The following is a 14,668-nucleotide window of genomic DNA, read 5'->3' on the forward strand; positions in this document are numbered from 1 at the left end:
CGCGCGGCTGCGCGCCGAGGCCCTCGCGGCGGCCGCCCCCGCCGCCTCCGCCGTTGCCGCCGCCCGCGCCGCCGGGGAGGCCCGCCCGTGAGCCTGCTGACCACCCTCGCCCGCGCCGAGGCCGTCCGCGCCCGGCGCGCGCAGCCGCTGACCACCGTGCGCCACCGCCACCTCTCGCCCCGCCCCCTGGTCCTGGTCCCGCTGACCACCGCCGGCGAGGCCGCCGCCCCCCTCGGCGCCCTGGTCGGTACGGACCCGGCGAGCCCGGAGCTGCTGGTCGTCCCCCAGCCCCGCGACCGCGACCTGCGCTTCGCCTTCCTGGCCCGGCTGGCGGACGTGGTGCTTCCGTACCTGGAGTCCTACGGCGCGCAGGTGGAGACCGAGCTGCGCAAGGGCGAGGAGCTGGAGGTGTGCGCCGACGCCCCGCAGCTGCTGGTGCCCAGCGCGCCGGGCGTGGAGTACGTCCGGCTGCTGGGCCGCTCGACGCGCTTTCGGCGCACCGCCGAGGAGGAGCCGGACACCCCCTATCCGGCGCCGCCGCGCGTGCCGCTGCTGGGCCGCTGGCTGACGCACTACGCCGAGCGCTCCCGCACCCCGGGCTCGGCGCTGCTGCTGCCGATGACGGAGCTGCTCGGCCGGCACTGGGCCACCGGGCAGAGCCGGCTGGAGGACCAGCATCTGGGCGTCCTGCTGGCCTGGATCCGCGGCGGCGACCCCGACGCGGTCGAGCGCGCCCGCGACGCGCGCGGCCAGCTGCGCACCCCGCCGGCCGGCCCGGCCACCGACCCGGCCTTCGACAACCGGCTGCTGGCCCCCGCGACCGCCCGCTTCGACGCCGGGAAGCCGGGTGCCGAGGAGGAGATACGGGAGCTGCTCGCCACCCAGCTGCGGCCGACCTGGGACGCGGTGTGGGAGGGCCTGGCGCTGCTGCGCGAGCTGCCGCCGGGCGCGCACGTGGCGGAGCGCTGGAAGAGCGACCGCTGGTCGTACACCCACCACCGCGACCGGCTGCGCGCCGGCGAGCCGCCGCAGCCCCGGCGCGACGACGCCACCACCGCCGCCCGCAAGCTCGCCTCGCGCGAGCGCGCGCAGGCGGAGCTGGCGGCGGGCGAGGCGCTGGACGACCCCCTGGTCATGGCCGAACACCGGCTGGCGGGGCAGGCGTTCGCGGGCCGGGTGCTGCACGTCGAGCCGGCCCTGTCCGAGGGCCGCTCGCCGCGACCGCGCCCGCTGGTCACGCTGGAGACGTGGGACGAGCCGCAGTTGGCGGAGGGCACGGAGGTCTACCGGGCGAAGGCGGACGGCAGGACGCAGACGGCCGAGGTGGTGCGTACGGGAGCGCGGGACGCGGGAGACGGCGCGGGCCCCGACGGCTCGGATCCGGACGGCCCCGACGCCCCGCGCACCGTCGTCCTGCGGCTGCTCAACGGCATGGGGCGCGGCAAGGCGCCCGAGGAGGGCTCCGTGCCCGAGGCCGGGGACGTGCTGTGCTTCACCTGCTTCGAGCACAGCGCCCGCGCCGGGGCGCAGCTCCCCGATCCGGAGGACACCCCGTGGACGCACGGCGGCCCCCCGGCCCCGCACCCGGGCGACGCCCCGCGCCCGCCGGAGGCGGCCGACCCCGTGACGCCGGAGGACTTCCTGTGAGCAGCGCCCCGCCCACCGCGGTGCCCACCGCGGCGCCCGAGGCCGCCGACCCCGCGCGGGCCGCCGCCCTGGCCACCGAGCGGATCCTCGCCGACACCCTGCACGGCACGGCGCGCGGCGTCGTGGTCGACTCCCCGCCCGGCGCGGGCAAGTCCACGCTGGTGGTGCGCGCCGCCCGGGAGCTGGCCGCCGCGGGCCGCCGGCTGATGGTCGTCGCGCAGACCAACGCGCAGGTGGACGACCTGGTCGACCGCCTCGCCCAGGCCGACCCCGGGCTGCCGCTGGGCCGCCTGCACAGCAGCGACCCCCATCCGTACGACCCGGTCCTGGACACCCGTCCGGGAGTGGTGAAGTCCGCGAAGGTGGCCGAGCTGGCGACGCTGCCGGTGGTGGTCTCCACCGCCGCCAAGTGGGCCTGGGTGAAGGACGCCGGGCCCTGGGAGCACGCGATCGTCGACGAGGCGTACCAGATGCGCTCCGACGCCCTGCTCGCCGTGGGCCGCCTCTTCGAGCGGGCGCTGTTCGTCGGCGACCCCGGGCAGCTGGACCCCTTCGCGGTGGTCGGCTCCGAGCAGTGGGCCGGGCTGTCGTACGACCCGGCGGGCAGCGCGGTGACGACACTGCTGGCGCACAACCCCGGGCTGCCGCAGCACCGCCTGCCGGTGTCCTGGCGGCTGCCGCACTCGGCGGCGGGGCTGGTGTCCGCGGCGTTCTACCCGTACACCCCCTTCCGCAGCGGTACGGGACCGGGCGAGCGCCGGCTCTCCCTCACCCGGGGCGCCGGGCCCGCGGAGAGCGCCGCGGACCGGGTGCTGGAGACGGCCGCCGAGTCGGGCTGGGGGCTGCTGGAGCTGCCGGCGCGGCCCACCCCGCGCACCGACCCGGAGGCGGTGGCGGCGCTGGCGGGGCTGGTGCACCGGCTGCTGGAGCGCGGCGCGACGGCGTACTCGGAGCGCGCGCCGGGCGGCACGGCGGTGGGCCCGGCGCGGATCGCGGTCGGCACCGCCCACCGCGACCAGGCGGCGGCGGTCCGCGCGGCGCTGGCCGCCCGCGGCGTGCGGGGTGTCACGGTGGACACGGCGAACCGGCTGCAGGGCATGGAGTTCGACGTGACGTTCGTGCTGCACCCGCTCTCGGGCCGCCCCGACGCGACAGCCTTCCACCTGGAGACGGGCCGCCTGTGCGTGCTGGCCTCCCGCCACCGCCACGCCTGCGTGGTGGTGGCCCGCGCGGGCATCCCCGAGCTGCTGGACGAGTACCCGTCGGCGGAGCCGGTCCGCCTGGGCGAGGCGATCCGCTTCCCCGACGGCTGGGAGGCCCACCAGGCGGTCCTGTCCCATCTCGCCGGGCATGCGGTACGGGTGTGACGGACATGCTGTCCGGGCGTGAGGGGGCGCGCGCCCAGCGCAGTGCCCTCTTGCAGGGGCCGGGACAATGGAGCTGAAGCACAGCACGATCGGGAGGACACGGATGAAGGAGCCGCACTCGGCTCAGAGCCCGCGCAAGGCCGCCGGCGAGCGGCGCCCCGCCACACCCCGCCGCCCCGCGCCGCTGACCTTCGAGCCGCAGGAGGCCCTCGCCGACCCGGAGCACTTCTTCGGCCTGGAGTCCCTGGAGGACCCCCGCGCACTGCTGGCCCGCGCCACGGACCTGGCGCTCGCCTTCCGTGCCGCGACCGACCGCGCGGTGGAGTACCAGGCGATGGCCGCCGCCCAGCTCGCCGACCCGCGCCGCTTCGACCGGCTCACCCCGGAGGCCGTCGCCGAGCGCGCCGACTGGTCCGTGGACTACGCCCACCGCATGATCCGCTTCGGCCGGGAGCTGCTGCGCCGCGAGGACACGCTCACGGAGCGCTGAGCGCTGTCCGGTCGGCTGCCCAGCCCGGGAGGATAGCGCCGTACCGGGCGAACCGGGAGCACTTCGCGCAACCGGGAGGTATCAGCGCGCGGCGGCCGGTAGGCATATGCCATGACCACCGACGACCGGGGCGGCCGGGCGGGCGACAGCGCGGTCGTCACCCGGGCCGGGGCCGACTGGCTGGCCTCCGCCTCCCCCTTCCCGCGCAGTGTGCTCGCGCTGTGGCGGGCACGCCCCCAGGCCCCGAGCGCGCTGCCCTGCGGCACGGCCTTCGACGTGGTGAGTCTGCCGCCCGTCCTCGGCCGCGCGGTCCTGGAGCAGTTGTGGACCCCGCGCGCCGGCGCACCCGGGGCCAGCGGCCCGGCGGCCGTCGTCCGCGGCCGGACGCTGCTCTTCGCCGCCCCCGGCACGGCCGCCCGGCTGCCGTCCCTGCTGGCGTGGGGCCAGTGGGCGGCCCTGTCCGCCCCGTCCGCCCTGCCGGATCCGCCGGGCGCCGCCCCGCTGTGCTTCGGCCCCGGCGACGCGGTGACGATCCCCCCGCTGCGGATGCCGCCGGCCGGCCCCCGCCCGGGCCCGCGCTGGCTGCTCGCCCCGCAGGTGCGCCACCCCTGGCTGCCGGGGGCGCGGGCGCTGCTGCGGGCGTGCGTACGGGCGGGGGCGCGGCCCGGGGCGGGCGGCGAGGAGCGCCCCGGAGCCGTACCGGCCCCCGGATACCGATTTTCGATCACCCCGGATCGGATGCTAAAGTCATCCTGTCAAGCGCCGCTAGCTCAGTTGGTTAGAGCAGCTGACTCTTAATCAGCGGGTCCGGGGTTCGAGTCCCTGGCGGCGCACTCGTTCAAGGGCGATGCGGTCTGCGGAAAACGCAGACCGCATCGCCCTTGGCGTTTTCCGCGCGACCGCGGCGGGGGCTCCCGCCGGATCGGGCCGCCGGATTGCTGCGTCCCCCGGGCCAGGGGCGTAGCCCGGGGGACGCGGCTTGCGGGGTGCCGTACAGGACCTAGCGCCGGTCGACGCGCAGGGTCCAGCCGCCGTCGGGGGCGCGGCCCGTGACCGAGACGGTGACGCCGTCCTCCGGCAGGTCGAGCCGCTCGCCCGCACCGAGGGGCGCGTCGGCCAGCGGCGGGTAGACCGAGGTGCTCTGGCAGGCGCTGGAGCCCGGGTGGGCATCGACCACCTCGATGGGCCCCTCGCCGGAGGCGGTGCGTGCCCGTACCCGGTAGACGAGCACGCCTTCCGTGCAGCTCTCCGCGTCGTTGCCGCCGCGTGCGCGCACCTCGACGGCGAGGGCGGAGTCGCTGCCGGTGCGGATGACGACGAGGCGGGTGCTGCGCAGGGCGCCCCGCAGCGGCGGCGCGTGCAGCGGCTGGACGGACCAGGTGCTGGTGCCGGTCTTGTTGACGCAGCCGACCTGCGCGTCGGTGATCCAGCCCAGCCGCCACTTGTGCCAGGCGAAGGGGTCGGGGGCGAGCCCGAACTGGCTGCCCATCATGTCCCAGTCCCCCACGTGGGTGTCCCAGTCGGCCTTGCCGTCGGCGGGCCGGTGGTAGAGGTCGGGCAGGTCGAAGACGTGGCCGGTCTCGTGGGCGAGGACGTTGCGGTCCGGGGGGTGCTGCTCGAAGACGGTGACGATGCGCCGCAGCCGGGTGCCGTCGGCGACGAGCGGGCGGTCGAAGTTGACGACCTTGGTGGCGTCGGAGTCCACGCCGGGCGCGTCGGGGTCGGCGACGAAGTAGACGATGTCGTAGTCCCCGAAGTCGACCTTCGGGTCCACCGCGTCGACCGCGTCGCGCAGGTAGCGCGCCCTGCGGTCGGGCTCCCAGTCGCGCTGGATCTCGTACGAGGTGGAGTCGGCCGGCATCTCGATCCACCGCTTCAGCGGCTCGGCCCTCAGCTGGAAGCGGCCGTAGGAGGAGCGGGCGAAGAAGTCGGAGGTGGCCGGGAAGTGGTCGGCCGCCAGGTCGGCGGGCGTGGTGCGCGGGCGGGAGTCGGGGAAGGAGAGGAAGACCATCACCGCCCGCAGCTCCCTGCGGGGTTGGGGATAGGCGGCGTTCCAGGTGTCGACGCCCTCGGAGTGGTGCGCGTCGGTGCGCTCCAGGGCGCACGGGCGGGGGGCGTCCGCCCCTGCCGGGCCGGCTATGAAGGAGCTGGCTATCAGCGCGGCGGCGGCGCCGGCCACGGCGGTGACCCGGCGGATCCGCCGCCCGCGCGCGGCGCCCGCGTCCCGGGCTCCCGCGCTCTGCTCCCGGGGCTCCCGGGGCTCTCTGGCTATGTGCCCTGACTGCACCACATCGACCTCGTCGGCTCACGAAGCGGACCTACCGAACAAGGCCCACCCTGTGTGCTTGTGCGGGTCGATGCCCTGTTCCAGTGCGCCGGCCGGGTGAGGACGGGCGGGGAGCGGGCGCCGCGGGGGCCGGGAGGGGCGTACGGGAAGCTCGGGCATCACCGTGACCCAGCGTCACTTTCGGGCGGCGTGGGATCGGGTCTGCCCACTACGGGACGGATCCTGATCGGACGGTCCGAAACTCGCCCCGAACGGCGCCGCAGTGGGGGGTACGGTGGTTCGAAGGGCTGCGCAGTGGTTGGCCCCACGTACCGGAATACCTCTATGATCGGCACATTTCCAGCGCGGCGGCCCGGCCCCACGGTCCGCCCCACACCGGCCCCCCTGGACCCTGGGGGACCCCCTCACGGCGGGAGCGAGCGGTGGGCGGAGCACTCGGCGGACCGGTCTGCGGGACCGGCACCCTCCCCACGACGATCACGGAGCGTCATCTCGCCGCGGCCGCGCCCGTGGACGCGCAGGAGCTGCGGGCCGCCTTCGACGCGGCGCATCTGGCGACGGCCGTCGTCGGCAGCGACGGGCTGCTGCGGGCGGCCGGCGAGCGGATGCTGGCGCTGTTCGCGCTGCCCGGCGCCGATCCCGGCGCGCTCACGGGCGCCTCCGCCGCCGAGTTGTGCGCCCTGCGCGAGGAGCCGTGGATGTGGGGCTCCTTCCTCGACGTACTGCAGGGGCGACGCCCGCTGCTGCGGGCCGAGCGGCGGCTGCGGACGGCCGACGGCTCGCCGATGTGGGCGCGGGTGACCATCACCGCGCTGCCCGGCGGCGGGGCGCTCCTCTCGGTGGCGGACATCGGCGAGGAGCGCGAACTGCGCGGCCGGCTGCGCCATTTGCAGATGCACGACACGGTGACCCGGCTGCCGAACCGGGCGCTCTTCTTCGAGCGGCTCTCCGGCGCGCTGGAGCGCGCCCGGGGGGACGGGACGCGGGAGGACGGCGCCTCGGAGGACGGGGCGCAGGAGGGCGGGGCGCAGAGCGGCGGGACGCAGGGCGGCGGGACGCCGGACCACGAGGCCCGGGAGAGCGCCGGCAGCGGGCGGATCGGGCTGGTCTACCTCGACCTCGACGGCTTCAAGGCCGTCAACGACACCCTCGGCCACCGCACCGGCGACCGCCTCCTCGCCGCGGTCGGCCGGCGCCTCAGCGACTGCGCGACCGCGCACGGCGGCCACCTGGTGGCGCGGCTGGGCGGCGACGAGTTCGCGCTGCTGGTGGCCGACTCCACGGGGACGGAGCAGGTCAGCGCCCTGGCCTCGGCGGTGCTGGAGGCGCTGCGCGAACCCTTCGACCTGGCCGGCCAGCGCCACGCGGTCTCCGCCAGCATCGGCGTGGTGGAGCGCCAGGCGCGCGGCACCACGGCGACGGCGCTGATGCAGGCCGCGGACACCACGCTGTACTGGGCGAAGGCCGACGGCAAGGCCCGCTTCACCCTCTTCGACCCCGAGCGCAACGCCCACCGCATGACCCGCCAGGCCCTCTCCTCGGGGCTGCGCCCGGCAGTGGAGCGCGGCGAGTTCCAGCTCGCGTACCAGCCGCTGGTGGGGCTGGGCGACGGCTCGGTGCGCGGGGTGGAGGCGCTGGTGCGCTGGTGCCATCCCCGGCTGGGGCTGCTCACCCCCAACCGCTTCATCCCGCTGGCCGAGGAGAACGGCGCGATCGTGCCGCTGGGCCGCTGGGTGCTGCGCACCGCCTGCCGGCAGGCGCGGACCTGGCAGCTGGCCCGGCCGGACACCCCGGTGCTGATGAGCGTGAACGTCGCGGTGCGCCAGGTCTGGGACTCCGACCTGGTGGCGGACGTGGCGGAGATCCTTCAGGAGACCCGACTCCCGCCGGGGCTGCTGCAGTTGGAGCTGACGGAGTCCGCCGTCATGGGCTCGGCGGGCCGCCCGCTGCAGGCGCTGCAGGAGCTGCACGAGATGGGCGTCGGCATCGCCATCGACGACTTCGGCACCGGCTACTCCAACCTGGCCTACCTGAGCCGGCTGCCGGTGACGACGCTGAAGCTGGACGGCTCCTTCGTGCGCGGCTTCCGCGACGCCGAGCACCCCAATCCGGCGGACGAGACGATCGTCGAGGCACTGGTGCACCTCGCCCACCAACTCGGCCTGTCCGTCACGGCGGAGGGCGTGGAGTCCAAGGACCAGGCGCAGCGGCTGCGGGCGATCGGCTGCGACACGGCGCAGGGCTGGTTCTACTCCCGTGCGGTCCCGGCCGAGCGGATCACCGAGCTGCTGGGCGCTTCGGTACGGGCGTAACCCCCGGGGTACGGGCGCGAGTCGGGCCCGCAGCGGATCACGCCGCCTCCGCCGCGCCGCCCGCCTGCGCGCCGCCGGGAAGGGCGCGGTGGACGCGCAGCAGCGCCCGGGTGCCGATGGTCAGCAGGCCCGGGATCTCGGCGGCCGGCACCCGGCGGGCCAGCGCGAGGACGTCCATCGCGATGCCGTAGTCGTCCAGCACCTCCCCGGGGACGCGCGGATCACCGACCACCGCCGCGTACCCGGCGGCCACGTCCGCGTACTCCATCACCGCGAGCCGGACGTCGACCTCCAGGCTGCGGTGCAGGAACGCGAACCCGGCCGGCCCCGGGAGCGCCCGCTCCCCGGCCCCCTCCTCACGGAACTTCTCGGCCATGGCCGCACCCCCCGTACCGGACCGCTTCGGACGAAGGGGATATGCCCGCACGGAAACATCACCCACCGTCCATCCGTACGGATCCCACCCTTTTTCATCACAAACAAATAACGGACAGATAACGGCAGCATCTCCGTTCGGCCACCAGCCCCCGGCCGGAGCATATTCCGCCGCTCCCGGGCAGGCGCATCCCCGATCCGATCAAGCCGCCTCACCGCGGCCCCCCTTCAGGAGGCTGGAACCCGCATGGCGAACTACCCGAACCCGTCCCGACGCGGCTTCCTCACCCGCACCGCCCTCCTCGGCGGCGCCCTCGCCGCCCCCGCCGCCCTCACGGCCTGCAGCAAGACCGACGACGGCGGGGCAGCCACCCCGGACGGCAAGGGCGGCGTCCTCGCCAAGCTCAAGGACCAGGGCTTCGTCCGCGTCGCCTACGCCAACGAGGCCCCCTACGGATACCTGGAGGGCAGCGACCTCAAGGGCGAGGCCCCCACCCTGCACCGCGAGATCTTCACAGCCCTCGGCATCGACGAACTGCGCCCCACCCTCTCCGAATGGGACGGCCTCATCCCCGGCCTCCAGGCCGGCAAGTACGACGTCATCAGCGCCGGCATGGCCATCACCCCGGAGCGCTGCGCCAAAGCCCTCTTCTCCGAACCGGAGTTCATCTCCCCCACCGCCATGATGGTCAAGAAGGGCAACCCCGATAACCTCACCGACCTCGCCTCCGCCAAGACCGCCGGCATCACCATCGGCGTCATGGCCGGCGCCGTCGAAGCCGACTACGCCGAGGGCGCCGGCATCGACAGCGGAAAGATCAAGACGCTGCAGAAGCCCCAGGACGGCGCCGACGCCGTCAAGTCCGGCCGCGTCCAGGCGTTCCTGCTCACCGGCATCTCCCTGCGCTGGCTCGCCAAGACCAACCCCGACACCCAGGTCACCGACCCCTTCCTGCCCGAACTGGACGGCGTCAAGCAGTACAGCCCCGGCGGCGCCGTCTTCCGCCAGGGCAGCGAGGACCTCCGCGACGCCTTCAACACCGAACTCAAGAAGATCACCGGCGACAGGCAGCGCTTCACCTCCCTCCTCGGCCAGTACGGCTTCGCCGAAACCGAAGTCCCCCCGGCCGAACTGACCACCGCCACCCTGTGCAAGGGCTGACCGCGCCGCATGGGTGACCTCCCCGCGTTCCTCGACGCCCTCCACGCCAACAGATCCACCCTCCTCCAGGGCCTCCTCACCACCCTCCAGGCCACCGTCTACGGCGCCGCCCTGGCCCTCGCCCTCGCCTTCACCCTCGGCCTGGCCGCCCTGGACCGCCGCCCCCTGGTACGCGGCACCTCCCGCGCCATCGTGGAGTTCTTCCGCGGCACCTCCCTCTACATCCAGCTGTTCTGGCTCTACTACGCCATGCCGCAACTCCTCCACTACGAACTCCAGCCCCTCTTCTGCGGAGTCGTCGCCTTCGGCCTCAACTACGGCGCCTACGGCTCCGAAGTCGTCCGCGGCGCCATCCGCGCCGTCCCCCCCGGCCAGCGCGAGGCCGCCATCGCCCTCAACCTCACCCCCGGGCAGCGACTACGGCACGTCATCCTCCCCCAGGCCTGGGTCCAGATGATCCCGCCCTTCACCAACCTGCTCATCCAACTCGTCAAGTGCACCCCGCTGCTGTGGCTGATCTCCGTCACCGACCTCATGACCGTCATCCAGCAACTGCGCGACCGCACCGGCGAAACCGTCCCCGCCTACCTCACCCTCCTCGTCCTGTACTTCGCCCTCGCCTCCGCCCTCACCCTCCTGATGAACGCCCTCGAACGCCGCGCCGCCACCCGCCTCGGCCGCCGCCCCACCAGGCGCACCCGCCCCCGCAAGGGCGCCCTGGAGGTGACACCGTGAACCAGGACGACATACGCGAAGTCCTCCCCCTGCTCCTCGAAGGCTTCCGCACCACCCTCCTCGCCACCGTCCTCGGCACCGCCCTGGCCGCCGTCCTCGGCCTCGCCGTCGCCATCGCCGCCCGCACACCCAGCCCACTCGCAACCGCACCACTACGAGCCCTGACCGAGTTCGTACGCTCCACCCCCCTACTGGTCCAACTCGTCGGCACCTACGCCCTCTTCACCACCGTCGAACCCCTCACCATCGGCATCGCCGTACTCGGCGTCCACTACGCCGCCTACACCTCCGAGGTCTACCGCGCCGGCATCGACGCCGTACCCCCCGGCCAGTGGGAGGCCTGCCGCGCCCTCTCCCTCACCCCCCGCCGCACCTGGCAGGCCGTGATCCTCCCCCAGGCCCTGCGCAACGTCCTGCCCGCCCTCGGCAACTACGCCCTCTCGATGTTCAAGGAAACCCCCTTCCTCGCCGTCATCACCGTCGAGGAGATGGTCTTCGACGCCCGCGCCTACGGCGCCGAACACTTCGCCTACACCGAGGCGTTCACCCTCGCCGGCGCCATCTTCCTGCTCGCGAGCTACCCGACCTCACTCCTGATGAGAAAGCTGGAGAAGCGCCTTGGCCACTGACCAGCCCCTGAAGATCCCCGAGCCGCGCGACACCACCACCGCCACGGCCCCGCAGCACAACCCCCTCGTACGCTTCGACCACGTCGTCAAGCGCTACGGCGACCACACCGTCCTCGACAGCCTCGACTTCGAGGTCCGACGCGGCCGCCACGTCACCCTCATCGGCCCCTCCGGCTCCGGAAAAACCACCATCCTGCGCCTCCTCATGACCCTGGAACGCGTCAGCGACGGCGTCATCTGGGTCGACGGCGAACCCCTCACCCACCAACGCACCCCCGACGGCACCCTCAGACCCGCCGGGGAGAAGCACCTGCGCGAGATCCGCAAACGCATCGGCATGGTCTTCCAGCAGTTCAACCTCTTCCCCCACATGAGCGTCCTGCAGAACATCATCGAAGCCCCCGTCAACGTCCTCGGCCTCAGCCGGGACGAAGCCGAACAGCGCGCCCGCGAACTCCTCGACCTCGTCGGCCTCTCCGACAAGACCCACGCCCACCCCACCCGCCTCTCCGGCGGCCAGCAGCAGCGCGTCGCCATCGCCCGCGCCCTCGCCATGCGCCCCGAGATCCTCCTCCTCGACGAGGTCACCTCCGCCCTCGACCCCGAACTCGTCGCCGGCGTCCTCGACCTCCTGCGCGACATCGCCCGCTCCACCGACATCACCCTGCTGTGCGTCACCCACGAGATGGGCTTCGCCCGCGACATCTCCGACGAGGTCCTGATGTTCAACGAAGGACGCGTCATCGAAAAGGGCAGCCCCGAGCAACTCTTCACCGCACCCGAACAGGACCGCACCAGGGAGTTCCTCAGCGCCATCCTCTGAACCACCCCCGCCCAAAGCACCACCCCACCCCCGAGGCATATGCCAACGGCAAAACCCAAGGTGGCGGGCCCCACCACCCCACACCCGGCCCGCCACCACTCTCCCCAACACCCCCGCATAACCGCCCCTTTGACAGCTATCGTGGAAACCACCCGGCAACACCGCACCACCCCGGACACGGATCCAGCACACCCACGGACCACGCATCGACACAGGGGGGACACCATGGCCGTCAAGCCGGAACCCACCGCCCCACTCGCATCGGTCCAACACGCCTTCCGCGTACTGGAAGCCGTCTCCCGCCACCCCGACGGCATCACCACCACCGCCCTCACCCGCACCACCGGCCTCACCACCCCCCAACTGAACCGCCTCCTCCTCATGCTCCGCCGCGAGGGATACGTACAGCAGCTCACCACCGGCACCTACGTCATCGGCGAATCCCTCGCCCTCCTCACCTCCACCGCCGAACGCACCCGCGCCCTCGAAGAACGCCTCGCCCGCGCCCTCGACGAACTACGCGAAAGCACCGGCGCCGCCATCTACCTCAGCCGCTACGAAGACGGCGAAATCAAGATCACCCACGTCTCCGACGGCCCCACCGCCCCCCGCGTCCACGAATGGGTCGACTTCCGCTCCGCCGCCCACGCCACCGCCATCGGCAAATGCCTCCTCCTCCAGCTCGACGCCGAGGCCCGACGCGACCACCTCGCCCGCCACCGCATCGCCCGCCTCACCTCCCGCACCGTCACCGACGAGAGCGCCTTCCTCGCCACCCTCGACCGCCACCCCGTCACCGTCCCCACCCTCGACCTGCAGGAATACGCCGTCGGCACCGTCTGCTCCGCCGTCCCCCTCACCGCCGGCCGCGCCGTGGGCACCCTCGCCCTCTCCCTCCCCCTCGACCGCGCCCACCACCTGCGCGCCGCCACCGACGCCCTGAACAGGAGCGCGGCACCCCTCCTCCTCTCCATGGCGATCTAGGTCACACCCCGGCGGTCGAAAGCACTCCCCCGCACCCTGTAGAGTTGATGTCGTCAAGCGCCGCTAGCTCAGTTGGTTAGAGCAGCTGACTCTTAATCAGCGGGTCCGGGGTTCGAGTCCCTGGCGGCGCACGACGGCTTCATCACAGCCAACCCCCATCCCTCACGGGATGAGGCGTCGGCCGAGTCAAGCGTTGTTAGTTTAGTTGGTTAGAGCAGCTGACTCTTAATCAGCGGGTCCGGGGTTCGAGTCCCTGGCGGCGCACAGATGAAGCCGTGCTCTTTGGGCGTCCTCGATCACCGAGGACGCCCAAAGTCGTTTCCGGGGTTGGCCGAAACCCGTGGCCGGACATGACGGAACCCCGTCCAGGGACGGGGCTCCTCGGTACGCCCGGCCGGATTCGAACCGGCAAACAACGCCACCTAAAGACGTTGGCTCACCATTGGCCTACGGGCGCACATACAAGGCCAAGCATACCCTCGCCCCAGACGCGCTCCCAGGCATGTGCGACTCACTTCCGACCAGGGCTCCCTCCCCGGCACCACGTATCCGTGATCGCGTGGCAGTTCGGGCAGAGGAACCGGAGGTTCTCCGCCCGGTTGTCGCTCCAGTCACCGTTGATGTGGTCGATCTCTAGTGTCATGGCCCTGCCCTGCCACTGCGGATCACAGCCACAACGTGCGCACGTCTCCGACACCCCGACCTCAACGAGGGCCCGGCGCAGCAGGTACGTCTGCCTGCGGCCTTTCGCCGGGTCGCGGCGGACCAGGATCTCCTCTGGGGTCAGTGCCGGACGCGTTCCAGGGCGCCCCCGCCCCTGTGCCTGCCCCAGAAAGTGCGAGGTGTCCAGGCCGTCCTCCTTCAACCAGCCACGCAGATGCGCGCGCTCACCGGAGTTGCCCCGCCGGTCGAGCTTCCGCAGCGTCTCCGCGATGGAAACCGACCCGATCACCGCGGCGCGTAGCTCCTCGGGCGATGGTCGGGGCCTTCTGTAGGGACGAGGCAGGTCGCTGAAGTGGGACACATCGATCCCGTAGAACCGGCAGCGCTTCACCAGGTAATGCCTGTTTCTCTCATGCGGCTCGCCTCCGCAGAAAACGATGGCCTCGCTGAACGACGAACACGCCGCCGCGGCCTCACGCAGTCGGGTCTCGGTGTAGCGGGTGGCCATGGTCAGCTCCTCCTTCGCACTCCACGCCCCCGGTAACCATCCGTGGTGGAGTGGCAGTTGGGGCAGAGGAATCGAAGGTTCCCCGGTCGGTTATTGCGCCAGTCGCCGTCGATGTGGTCCACCTCCAACGGCAGCGGATCGCCGTACCATTCCGGACCGGTGTCGCACATCGCGCACACCTCAGGGACACCGATCTCCCGCAGAGCCCGCCCGAGCCGGGCCCCCGGCACTCTTCTGCCCCTCTCGACATCGCGCTGGACCAAGATCTCTTCCGGCCCTCGGCGGCGCGCATTTCCCTTCATCCGCTCTGAGCGCTGCGCCGGAATGAAGTGCGAGGTGTCGATGCCCATCGCCCGGACGCGGCGGCTGATGTGCGTGTGATTGCCTCCCACGGGGTCCAAGCCCAGGTGGACGAGGACCTGCGTCATGTTCGAGCAGGCCGCCACCGCCTCGCTCAGCTTCTCCCTGGTCCAGCGGACGTACCTCTCGTATGTGAAGTGGGAGGTGTCGATCCCGAAGTGCTTCATCCGCTGCCAGAGGTACGTCCGTGTGGCTGCGGTGGGATCCACCCCCAGCCTCTCCATCACCTCCCCCATCGTGTTCGCCGCTGCCGCGGCCTCCGCCAGTCGTTCCCGGGTGTACGGGCTTGCCCCCATGTGCGTCCCCTCCGACGTGAGTTCCGTTCT

At 73.0% G+C, this 14,668-nt stretch carries 14 protein-coding genes and 4 tRNA genes; 13 read left to right on the forward strand and 5 right to left on the reverse strand.

Annotation, left to right across the window (positions count from 1 at the left end):
- Positions 1-87 precede the first annotated feature (87 nt).
- The 5 genes from ACFQLX_RS09740 to ACFQLX_RS09760 all read left to right on the forward strand — a co-directional run bounded on the left by ACFQLX_RS09740 (position 88) and on the right by ACFQLX_RS09760 (position 4,337).
- Entirely contained in the window at positions 88-1,647 is a 1,560-nt protein-coding gene (locus ACFQLX_RS09740; RefSeq protein ID WP_386413805.1) for a hypothetical protein, read from the forward strand.
- Positions 1,644-3,014 carry an AAA domain-containing protein gene (locus ACFQLX_RS09745; RefSeq protein WP_386413806.1) on the forward strand — a complete coding sequence of 457 codons (1,371 nt, stop codon included), beginning with the start codon at positions 1,644-1,646 and terminating at the stop codon, positions 3,012-3,014. Before ACFQLX_RS09740 ends, ACFQLX_RS09745 begins: the two co-directional genes overlap by 4 nt.
- A 103-nt stretch (positions 3,015-3,117) precedes the next feature.
- Positions 3,118-3,504, forward strand: a complete 387-nt coding sequence (locus tag ACFQLX_RS09750) for a hypothetical protein (protein ID WP_386413808.1) — start codon at positions 3,118-3,120, stop codon at positions 3,502-3,504.
- Positions 3,505-3,615: 111 nt separating this feature from the next.
- Positions 3,616-4,302 (forward strand): bifunctional DNA primase/polymerase, encoded by a 687-nt coding sequence (locus tag ACFQLX_RS09755; RefSeq protein ID WP_386413930.1) that lies wholly within the window; start codon positions 3,616-3,618, stop codon positions 4,300-4,302.
- Positions 4,264-4,337: transfer RNA gene (locus tag ACFQLX_RS09760), tRNA-Lys, on the forward strand. The genes ACFQLX_RS09755 and ACFQLX_RS09760 overlap by 39 nt, the downstream gene beginning before the upstream one ends.
- Positions 4,338-4,504: 167 nt before the next feature.
- Here the strand turns inward: ACFQLX_RS09760 and ACFQLX_RS09765 are convergent.
- Positions 4,505-5,791 carry a M6 family metalloprotease domain-containing protein gene (locus ACFQLX_RS09765; RefSeq protein ID WP_386413809.1) on the reverse strand — a complete coding sequence of 429 codons (1,287 nt, stop codon included), beginning with the start codon at positions 5,789-5,791 and terminating at the stop codon, positions 4,505-4,507.
- 509 nt (positions 5,792-6,300) lie between these two features.
- Between ACFQLX_RS09765 and ACFQLX_RS09770 the strand changes: the two genes are divergently transcribed.
- Complete coding sequence (locus tag ACFQLX_RS09770) at positions 6,301-8,103, forward strand: putative bifunctional diguanylate cyclase/phosphodiesterase (protein ID WP_386413931.1); 1,803 nt, start codon at positions 6,301-6,303, stop codon at positions 8,101-8,103.
- A gap of 37 nt (positions 8,104-8,140) precedes the next feature.
- On the opposite strand, the gene ACFQLX_RS09775 is transcribed toward ACFQLX_RS09770, so the two are convergent.
- Positions 8,141-8,479 (reverse strand): hypothetical protein, encoded by a 339-nt coding sequence (locus ACFQLX_RS09775; protein WP_386413810.1) that lies wholly within the window; start codon positions 8,477-8,479, stop codon positions 8,141-8,143.
- A gap of 246 nt (positions 8,480-8,725) precedes the next feature.
- Between ACFQLX_RS09775 and ehuB the strand changes: the two genes are divergently transcribed.
- From ehuB to ACFQLX_RS09810, 7 genes are all read left to right on the forward strand, one after another.
- On the forward strand, positions 8,726-9,640 hold the full coding sequence (gene ehuB, locus ACFQLX_RS09780) for an ectoine/hydroxyectoine ABC transporter substrate-binding protein EhuB (protein ID WP_386413811.1): 915 nt from the start codon (positions 8,726-8,728) through the stop codon (positions 9,638-9,640).
- A 9-nt stretch (positions 9,641-9,649) separates the two neighbouring features.
- A complete protein-coding gene (gene ehuC, locus ACFQLX_RS09785) occupies positions 9,650-10,375 on the forward strand; it encodes an ectoine/hydroxyectoine ABC transporter permease subunit EhuC (protein ID WP_386413813.1) in 726 nt (241 codons plus the stop codon).
- Positions 10,372-11,004: an ectoine/hydroxyectoine ABC transporter permease subunit EhuD gene (gene ehuD / locus ACFQLX_RS09790; protein WP_386413815.1), complete on the forward strand. Its 633-nt coding sequence runs from the start codon at positions 10,372-10,374 to the stop codon at positions 11,002-11,004. Before ehuC ends, ehuD begins: the two co-directional genes overlap by 4 nt.
- Positions 10,994-11,827 carry an ectoine/hydroxyectoine ABC transporter ATP-binding protein EhuA gene (gene ehuA, locus ACFQLX_RS09795; RefSeq protein ID WP_386413816.1) on the forward strand — a complete coding sequence of 278 codons (834 nt, stop codon included), beginning with the start codon at positions 10,994-10,996 and terminating at the stop codon, positions 11,825-11,827. Before ehuD ends, ehuA begins: the two co-directional genes overlap by 11 nt.
- Positions 11,828-12,052: 225 nt before the next feature.
- Positions 12,053-12,811 (forward strand): IclR family transcriptional regulator domain-containing protein, encoded by a 759-nt coding sequence (locus ACFQLX_RS09800; protein WP_386413817.1) that lies wholly within the window; start codon positions 12,053-12,055, stop codon positions 12,809-12,811.
- A gap of 57 nt (positions 12,812-12,868) precedes the next feature.
- A tRNA-Lys gene (locus ACFQLX_RS09805) sits at positions 12,869-12,942 on the forward strand.
- A 59-nt stretch (positions 12,943-13,001) separates the two neighbouring features.
- Positions 13,002-13,075 (forward strand) — tRNA-Lys (locus ACFQLX_RS09810).
- 121 nt (positions 13,076-13,196) lie between these two features.
- Here the strand turns inward: ACFQLX_RS09810 and ACFQLX_RS09815 are convergent.
- The 3 genes from ACFQLX_RS09815 to ACFQLX_RS09825 all read right to left on the reverse strand — a co-directional run bounded on the left by ACFQLX_RS09815 (position 13,197) and on the right by ACFQLX_RS09825 (position 14,638).
- Positions 13,197-13,268: transfer RNA gene (locus ACFQLX_RS09815), tRNA-Leu, on the reverse strand.
- Between the two features lie 54 nt (positions 13,269-13,322).
- The gene (locus ACFQLX_RS09820) at positions 13,323-13,982 is read right to left on the reverse strand and encodes an HNH endonuclease signature motif containing protein (RefSeq protein WP_386413818.1); all 660 of its coding nucleotides are present in this window, start codon (positions 13,980-13,982) and stop codon (positions 13,323-13,325) included.
- Positions 13,983-13,984: 2 nt separating this feature from the next.
- On the reverse strand, positions 13,985-14,638 hold the full coding sequence (locus ACFQLX_RS09825; protein WP_386413932.1) for an HNH endonuclease signature motif containing protein: 654 nt from the start codon (positions 14,636-14,638) through the stop codon (positions 13,985-13,987).
- Between the last annotated feature and the right edge of the window lie 30 nt (positions 14,639-14,668).

This window comes from Streptomyces polyrhachis (assembly GCF_042663125.1).
In the GTDB taxonomy this organism is placed as follows: Bacteria; Actinomycetota; Actinomycetes; order Streptomycetales; family Streptomycetaceae; genus Streptomyces; species Streptomyces polyrhachii.

Coding starts and splice junctions, on each gene's coding strand:
- ACFQLX_RS09750 (WP_386413808.1), top strand. CDS start 3,118: ATGAAGGAGCCGCACTCGGCTCAGAGCCCGCGCAAGGCCGCCGGCGAG.
- ACFQLX_RS09755 (WP_386413930.1), top strand. CDS start 3,616: ATGACCACCGACGACCGGGGCGGCCGGGCGGGCGACAGCGCGGTCGTC.
- ACFQLX_RS09775 (WP_386413810.1), bottom strand. CDS start 8,479: ATGGCCGAGAAGTTCCGTGAGGAGGGGGCCGGGGAGCGGGCGCTCCCG.
- ehuB (WP_386413811.1), top strand. CDS start 8,726: ATGGCGAACTACCCGAACCCGTCCCGACGCGGCTTCCTCACCCGCACC.
- ehuC (WP_386413813.1), top strand. CDS start 9,650: ATGGGTGACCTCCCCGCGTTCCTCGACGCCCTCCACGCCAACAGATCC.
- ACFQLX_RS09800 (WP_386413817.1), top strand. CDS start 12,053: ATGGCCGTCAAGCCGGAACCCACCGCCCCACTCGCATCGGTCCAACAC.
- ACFQLX_RS09820 (WP_386413818.1), bottom strand. CDS start 13,982: ATGGCCACCCGCTACACCGAGACCCGACTGCGTGAGGCCGCGGCGGCG.
- ACFQLX_RS09825 (WP_386413932.1), bottom strand. CDS start 14,638: ATGGGGGCAAGCCCGTACACCCGGGAACGACTGGCGGAGGCCGCGGCA.